The organism is Parafrankia colletiae, assembly GCF_001854655.1.
GTDB classification, from domain to species: Bacteria; Actinomycetota; Actinomycetes; order Frankiales; family Frankiaceae; genus Parafrankia; species Parafrankia colletiae.
The window spans coordinates 1-7,607 of sequence record NZ_MBLM01000035.1 but is presented as its reverse complement, the minus strand read 5'-3'; the positions used below and the strand labels follow the sequence as shown (position 1 = coordinate 7,607).

Below are 7,607 nucleotides of genomic sequence, written 5' to 3'. Positions count from 1 at the left end.
ACCGAACTATCCCTGGCCGGGGTGTTCCGCGACGTACTCGCCCTCCCCGAGAGCACACCCCTGTCAGCAGACGACGACTTCTTCCGACTCGGCGGTGACAGCATCCTCGCGATACGTCTTGTTGCGCGCGCGTCACAACGACAGCACACTTTCGCGTTGCGGGACGTCTTCGAGCAGCGAACCGTCGCGAAGCTGTCTCAGAGGATCATCAAAGAAGTCGAGGCCGAGGCGCTTTCGACAAGCATAGTCGCTGTGCCCGCCTCTCCAACTCTCGAGAGACTACGTGAGTCGCGCGACGATCCGAACTCATGGATCTTGACCGAGACCGCCGTTCTTCCCATCTCGTTATCRCACGACGCGCTACTCGCCGCATACGCTTCGCTTGTTCAAGAACATGACCTGCTTCGCTTGTCGGTTCAGACGGTAAGTCGTCGACTGTGGCTCACTTGGGTAACCCCTATGACAACCATCGCACCAACTCTCTCCAGACTGCATGTCGCAGGGGCCTCGCCCTCCACGAAGCTGACAGCTCTTCGGACGATGGCCAGCCAAATGATCGATGTCATTAATGCACGGCCGTCAGGCCTCGCATACGCAAGCAGCTCGACACACACCTACATTGCGCTTGCAGTACATGCTGCCGCGGCGGATCGATACACCGTGCACCAGCTACTGGAGRCCCTCCGCGCGCTCACTAATGAGAACGCCAACAAGAGCGTGCCATCAGCGCCGCCTGTCACAACGACCTTGGCTGAAGTCGCCGATATCGCTGCGGCTCTCAACATGGATCAGATCGAGAACCAGATTGAGCTTATCGAGCGCACGGATTCACTCGACGAGGCACTGTACTCGGCCGACAGAACTCAGGTCATACACTGGTACGGCTCTCACACCGATGCCACCATGCGCGAGACCATCCGACGAGCACTGCACGCGACTGGGTACGGATCGCAACTCGGCGGTGTCGTAGATCACGAAGCTCCTCTTCTGCCAGATGCTGTCCTGGGGCGGCTTGGCCCGATGACGGTAACCGTTCCCGTGCCTATCGAGCAGGAAGCTTGGCACCCGGACCCTGAGTTCGCATTGGCACGCTATGGYAGTATCTCGGGTAGGCGCCTCCTGGCTGGCAGACCAATCGCGCCGATACTTATCAGCCGATCCTATTCCGCCGACGCAGAACCCTTGGCGATCGAACCGAGCGAGGCAGCGTACCGCGCGGTGATCCGATACAGGGTGGAGGCCGGCAGCACTATTCTGACGGTCATCGGATTTGCCCGTGCCGTGATACTGGCGTTCGAGAACGCGCTGGGCAAAGTCGGCGACAATGCCGATCGGCGAGTCTGGCGCCCATAGTTGGCCTCGATTTTTCATGGGATGGGGTCCCTTGGTCGTGGGCGCTCCTCCCAGCTTTGTTGATGTTGAATTGTGGTTTCGGCTGGGTCGTGCCATGGCCGGGTGCCCGGCTGTCGCGTGGGGTGGGCGCCCGGTCCACGTCCGGGGGTCCTTCGGGTCGATCGGGCGGCGAGGCTGGTGGCTATCCGGGTGCGGGCAGGGCGCGCAGCCCGGGTGATCGCTTCGACGGCGAGTGGGGTCCAGGAGTGATGCGCGGGCAGGTGCACCACGACACGGCGGATGTGGCGGGCGTGGAGGGCGATCCGGCCGGCGAGGCGGGACAGACCGGTGGCGTCGCCGTTTCGGTTCCCAGCGGCGGGCCTGCCCACTGGGCAGCGCGAGCATCTGGGTCCAGGCGGTCAGGCAGATCGCGAGAGCGACGACCACGCACCAGATCTGGTTCTGCGCGAAGTAGTGCAGGGGCAGGTTCGCCAGGCCGCTGTCCTCGGCACCACGGATCCGGTCCTCGCAGCAGCCCCGGCGGCGGTGGCGTAGCTCAGGACGGCGAGCTGGCCGCGGGGGCCGTTCGTCGCGAACGCGGTGATCCGGTTGCCGCCCACGTCGGTGATACGTAGCTGGACGCCGGGGTGCTGGGGTTCGCGGTAGAGGACAACTCGCATACCCGGCGGCCAGCCGGACAGTTCGAGCAGCCCGGTCAGTTCCGCGACCCACGCCCCGGGACGGGGGTGGCCGTCGGCCAGCCCGCACCCGGCCGCTGGTCTCGCTGAACTTGWCCGGATCTACGGGATCGGGAACTGGATCGAACAGAGCTACAAGCAGGTCAAGGACGAACTGGGTGGGCCGATTCCCAGGCCCGTCCCGACCTCGCGATCCGCCGTCACCAGAMCCGGGTGTTCTGTGCGTTCTCGTTCTGTTGGAACACCTGATTCACCCGGCCACCGCCCCCACAGCAGGAGCCCACCACGCAGCCCGGCCGGTGAGAGAGGAGGCGCTCACACGCCTCGATCATCCGCGCAGGCATCCTGGCCGACGACGCTACGCGCGGTCCGCGGCTGGCTGACTCCCTGGATCGGATTCCACCGCTGGTGGAAAGCCTGGTCCACCATGCCCCCACCCTCTGAGCTCCACGCCCTGATCACCGCCATCAGCGCAGGTCACGGCATGCACCTCTACCTCCCGCCCCGTTCCAACAAACCACCGCCAAATCGGGGGCCAAGCGCCGGGCCTAGGTGATGGAGGCGGCGTCGTGCAGGCTGTCGAACAGGGCCGCGCGGCGCATATAGGCGCGTGCACTATCAAGGTTCTCGGCCGTGCAGCGTAATTGGTCGAGGTTCTGTCGGCGCACGGCGGGGTCGCGTTCCTCCAGCATTCGCTTGTTGGCGATCGTCTGGGCCTGTACGTAGTTCAGCGCGGCGTGACGGCGCTGGCGGCTGTAGAGGTCGAGCAGATCGTCGCCGTCCCGACCGCGGATCACCCGGGGGAGCTTCTCCGCAAGGTTGATGGCATCATGGATGCCGCCGTTCATGCCCATGCCGCCGATCGGGTTGTTGACGTGCGCGCTGTCTCCGGCCAGCAAGACGCGGCCTTTATGGAAGGTCCCGGCCACGCGTTGATTGACCCTGTAGACCCTGGCGTACTCGACGTGGTAGGGGTCCGCCTTGGGGAAGAACTTCTGCAGCCGCTGCTCGACGCGCGCTGCCGACAGTGCGGTGGTGTCGTCCTCGTCCTGGCCGATCGGCAGGATCAGCCGCCAGAGTCCTTCGGGCGTCTCCCCGCGCACCTTGAACAGGTTGGCCCACTCGTAGGGGTCGGAGAAGTAGTTGCGCAGCGACAGATTTGACCTCACGGTCTTGAAGTCGAACCTGGTCGCGATCTTGATGAACCGCTCCGGATACGTGAACCCTTCGAACTCGATGCCGGCGAGCTTGCGCACCGTTGACCGGCCGCCGTCGCAGCCGATGACATAGGCCGCCGTCATGCGCTCCGTGCCCGCGGGGGCGGCGTACTCCACCTCGACGCCGTTCGCGGCCACGGTGAGCCCGGTGAGGGCATGGGAGAACCGCATGTCGAAGTCGGATTCGTTGGCGTATTCCTCGGCGATAGAAGCGGTCAGTTTGTACTGCTCGTACTGCAGCACATAGGGAAACCGGATCTCGTCTCCGAGTCGGGCGAGATCGAACTCCGCCACCAACTCACCGGTCGGCCGGTCGTGGAAGCGATAGGTGCTCGAAACCAGGCCGTGCGGCGTGATCTTCTCGGTGACGCCCAATTCGTCGAGCATCTCCAGAGTGCTCGGATGAATGGTCGCGGCGCGCTGATCCTTCACCGGCGCGGGCTCCGACTCGAGCACGGTGACCGGGATGCCCTGCCGGTTCAGCGCCAGTGCGCACACCATTCCGACCGGGCCGGCGCCGACGATGACGACCCGGGTGCTGCTCTGCGACGAGATCATGGCTCAGGCGAGCGATCCTGTGCGTCGCCCGACCACCATTCCCGCGGTCAGGCCGGCGCCCGTCGGATAGTTCCCGCTGAAGAGGCCTCCGAGCGCTTCACCGCACGCGAAGAGCCCGGGGATGGGCGCACCTGATCTATCGAGCACCCGGCCGTTGATGTCACCGCGAAGTCCTCCAAAGGTGAAACTGATTCCACACGTCACCGGATACGCGTAATAGGGCGGTGTCTCTATCGCCGACGCCCAATTACTCTTGATCGGTTCCACCGACGCGCTGCGACCGTCCTTGATCGTTGGATCGAGCGGACGGCTGGTATCGATCGACAAGTTGAAATCGCGCACCGTCCGCACGAACGCGTCGACGTCGACGTCTATTGCTGCGGCGAGCCCCTCGACGCTGTCGGCGACGACCGGGCTGATCCCGGGCATGTCATACTCGTACATGTTGAGCATCGATCGCGAGTTCGCGTCGAAGATCTGAAACGCCACCGAACCCGGCTGTTCGAGGATCACCTTGCCGTGCTTCGCGTACGTATAGTTGCGAAAGTCTGCACCCTCGTCGAGGAATCGTCGACCCCAGGCGTTGACAACGATGCCGAGCGGATAGCCGTACCGGCTGAGTCGGTTCGTCAACATACGGTTGCTCTCGTTCTCGGGATATGACGCGTCCCATGGCACGCTATGACACGTTGACCAGTCGCCTCCACGATCTGCACCGATCTCCAAGGCCGCGCCGATCAGGTCACCGGTGTTGTACGGCGTGCCACGCACCTTCGCGTGCTGCCACCCGTCTCCCAGGTAGCGCTGCCGCCATTGCGCGTTCGCCTCGAAACCGCCGCTGGCGATCACCACCGACTCCGCCAGAAACTCCTGATCGTCCGCGCGGACACCGACGACCGAGCCGCCGTTGGTCATCAGCCCCGTGACCGGGCAACCGTAGCGCATCTCGACCCCGAGCCGCGAGGCGACGCGTTCATGGTCTGATATCAGCCCAGGGCCCGCGTCGACGTTGCACACGTGCGTTCCACCCCAGAACACGAAGGTTCCATCGGCGTTCTCGTGAGCCTGCCGCTCGTACATCAGCCGGAATCGCAGCCCCAGTTCGTGCAGCCAGCGGACCGCGTCGCGCGAGCCTTCGACGACAGCCGCGGCAAGTTCCTTGTCGTCACGTCCCTCGGCGATCCGGTCCAGGTCGGCCAGGAACTCTGCCTCCGAGTACGGCGGAACTTCGGTACGCGCGTGACGCTCATCAGGCTCAAGGATCTCGAGCAGATCGCCGAGCCCGGCGTGCACCATCCGGGTCGCACCGAGCGTGTAGTAGCTGTTCCCCCCGGACAGCGCCCGCGGCGCCTTCTCCAACAGCATCACGCGTCGCCCGCGCTCGGCCGCCGCGTGAGCCGTGCAGTATCCGGCGTTACCCCCACCGACCACAACAACATCCACGTTGTGCATAACCACCTCGTTGCCGTATCCGACCCGAGAACAACTCACGTTGGGCGATGCCGCTCGACGCGTGCCTATTTCCGCTCGCGCTGAAGTCGCTTGCTGACCTTGCCGACCGCGGTGTACGGGAACTCGTCGACCACCTCCACGAAATCAGGAAGCTTGAATGTCGCGAGRCCCCGCTCCTGCAGGAACTGACGCAGCTTGCTCAAGGTGAGATCGGCCACGTGCTCCGGCGACCGGGGGATCAGGTACGCCTTGATGCGCTCGCCGAGCACCTCGTCGTCGACGCCGATCACGGAGGCGTTGTGCACGCCGCCGTGAGCGAGGAACGCGTTCTCCAGCTCCTCGGGCGCGATCTTCTCGCCGCCACGGTTGATCTGGTCCTTCGACCGGCCCACGACCCTGATGAACCCACGCTCGTCCCGCTCGACTATGTCACCAGTTCGGTAGAAGCCATCGCTGGTGAACGCCAGGGCATTCTGCTCGGGGTTGCGATAGTAGCCGCGGATTACCGACGGCCCCCGCGTCAGGAGGTGACCGGGCGCCCCGGGCGGCACGTCGTTTCCCTCGTCGTCTATGACCCGGATCTCGTCGGCCTCCGAGGCCGGCCGGCCCTGGTATCGCACGCTGGTCTCCCGATCGATGTCCGGAGGGTTGCTGACGACCAGGCCTTCGCCCATCCCGAAGCTTTGAGATAGCTCCAGGCTGAGCTCCGGCTCGACCCGCCGCGCCACCTCCTCGCTCAGCTTCGCGCCTCCGCACATGACCACCTGCATGCTGGAGAGGTCGTAGGCGTCGCGCAGCGAGGAGTTCAGCCAGGCCAGCAGGATCGGGGGCACCAACGTCACGCGGTTCGCGCGGTGCTTCTCGATCAGCGGGAATGCCACATCGGGGCTGCCGTTCGGCGCGATCACGATCGTTGCGCCCACACTGAACGCGCCGAGGAAGCCGGGCGAACGCGTCGAAATACTGTGACAGATCGGCATGACCAGCAGATGCACCGTCCGCTCGGTAATGCCCCTTTCCCCGACGCTTCTGCGCAGTGCATAGCCGTACGTGTGATGAGTATGCGGCATCAGCTTCGGAACGCCCGTCGTACCGCCCGACATCTGCAGCAGCGCGACGTCCTGCGGGCTGCATCGCCGCACGTGCTCGAGCGATCCTTTCGAAAGCAGGGCGTCGTACTCGGCGCCGCCGCCGCGGCGATCGAGGATCACTGCGTGCTCCAGATGGGCCCAACGGCCCTTCAGGTCGGCAGCCAACGCAGCGAGATCGGTCCCGCTGTCCGATGCGACGGTGATGTAGGTACGCGCCTCGGCAATCTCGATGAAGTGTTCGATCTCCGCGCGACGGTGCGCGATGGGCGCGACCACGGGAATCACGCCGATCTCCCACAGGGCGAAGAGGAACGCGATGTACTCGTAGGTGTTGGGCAGATGCACGACCACTCGGTCGCCACGACCCAGTCCCAGATCCTGCAGACCGGCCGCGAGGCGCAGGACTTCATCCGTGAGTTGCCTATAGCTCAGCCGGGTGTCGCGGTCGATGACCGCGAGCTTGTCGGGATAGAGTTCCGCCGTGGCAAAAAGCAACTCCGGAAGCGTCTGATCGTGCCAGTATCCCTTTGCGAGGTACTCAGCCACGGTCTTTGACGGATAGGGTACGACGCCGTCAAGGGTCAGCGGTTGGATGCTCATCGACCTTCCTCGGGTGTCAGCGTCTCGTGTCCTGGCGGAGTCGGCGCCGCGTGGAACTGCCGATGCCGATCCGGTCATCGAAGAGCGAGTTCGCGCAGGAGGTTCAGACTGTCATCCGTTGTCGAATCGTGTTCAGTCCAGACTCAGCACGGCTTCCAGGCCGACCGTCACCCCGGGGAGACCCTGGACGGCGCGGAGCGCGGCGAGCACTCCGGGCATGAGGGAATCGCGTGTGACGGAGTCATAACGCAGCCTCAGGATCTCACCTTCGGATCCGAACAGCACCTCTTGTGAAGACATGAAACCGCGTACACGCACCGCGTGGACGTTGACTCCCTCGATCCGCCCACCGCGCGTTCCATTCGGGTCGCGAGAGGTGGCATCGGGCGAGGGAGCGGAACCTGCTTCCGCACGAGCGCGAGCGATCAGTTCGGCCGTGTGCTGTGCCGTACCCGATGGCGCGTCCACCTTGTCGGGATGGTGCATCTCGATGATCTCGACAGACTCGAAGAGCGGGGCGGCCTTCGCCGCGAACTGGGTCAAGAGCACCGCGCCCACCGAGAAGTTCGGGACGACGAAAACGTTGACTTCATCACGTTCGATGAGTGCGGCACGAATTTGCTGGACAGCATCTTCATCGAAGCCGGATGTTCCCACCA

General features: G+C 64.5%; 5 protein-coding genes and 1 pseudogene. 1 reads left to right on the top strand and 5 read right to left on the bottom strand.

Features of this window, described 5'->3' with window-relative positions:
* Positions 1-1,353, top strand: a 1,353-nt coding sequence (locus CC117_RS34260; protein ID WP_131803021.1) for a phosphopantetheine-binding protein, incomplete at its 5' end; no start/stop codon positions are given.
* A 181-nt stretch (positions 1,354-1,534) separates the two neighbouring features.
* On the opposite strand, the pseudogene CC117_RS34255 reads toward CC117_RS34260, so the two are convergent.
* The 5 genes and pseudogenes from CC117_RS34255 to dapB form a co-directional block, all read right to left on the bottom strand.
* Positions 1,535-2,090, bottom strand: a pseudogene (locus tag CC117_RS34255) (transposase); the annotation flags it as partial.
* Positions 2,091-2,578: 488 nt separating this feature from the next.
* Positions 2,579-3,805 carry an FAD-dependent oxidoreductase gene (locus CC117_RS05705; protein WP_071082420.1) on the bottom strand — a complete coding sequence of 409 codons (1,227 nt, stop codon included), beginning with the start codon at positions 3,803-3,805 and terminating at the stop codon, positions 2,579-2,581.
* Between the two features lie 3 nt (positions 3,806-3,808).
* Positions 3,809-5,257, bottom strand: a complete 1,449-nt coding sequence (gene tcuA, locus CC117_RS05700; RefSeq protein WP_071082419.1) for an FAD-dependent tricarballylate dehydrogenase TcuA — start codon at positions 5,255-5,257, stop codon at positions 3,809-3,811.
* Between the two features lie 65 nt (positions 5,258-5,322).
* Positions 5,323-6,948 carry a (2,3-dihydroxybenzoyl)adenylate synthase gene (locus CC117_RS05695; RefSeq protein WP_071082418.1) on the bottom strand — a complete coding sequence of 542 codons (1,626 nt, stop codon included), beginning with the start codon at positions 6,946-6,948 and terminating at the stop codon, positions 5,323-5,325.
* 132 nt (positions 6,949-7,080) lie between these two features.
* Positions 7,081-7,607 (bottom strand): 4-hydroxy-tetrahydrodipicolinate reductase (dapB, locus tag CC117_RS05690; RefSeq protein ID WP_071082703.1); only part of this gene is annotated, 527 nt, incomplete at its 5' end.

Bases quoted from the DNA above. Each gene is read 5' to 3' on its own strand.
- CC117_RS05705 (WP_071082420.1), bottom strand. From the start codon at position 3,805: ATGATCTCGTCGCAGAGCAGCACCCGGGTCGTCATCGTCGGCGCCGGC.
- tcuA (WP_071082419.1), bottom strand. From the start codon at position 5,257: ATGCACAACGTGGATGTTGTTGTGGTCGGTGGGGGTAACGCCGGATAC.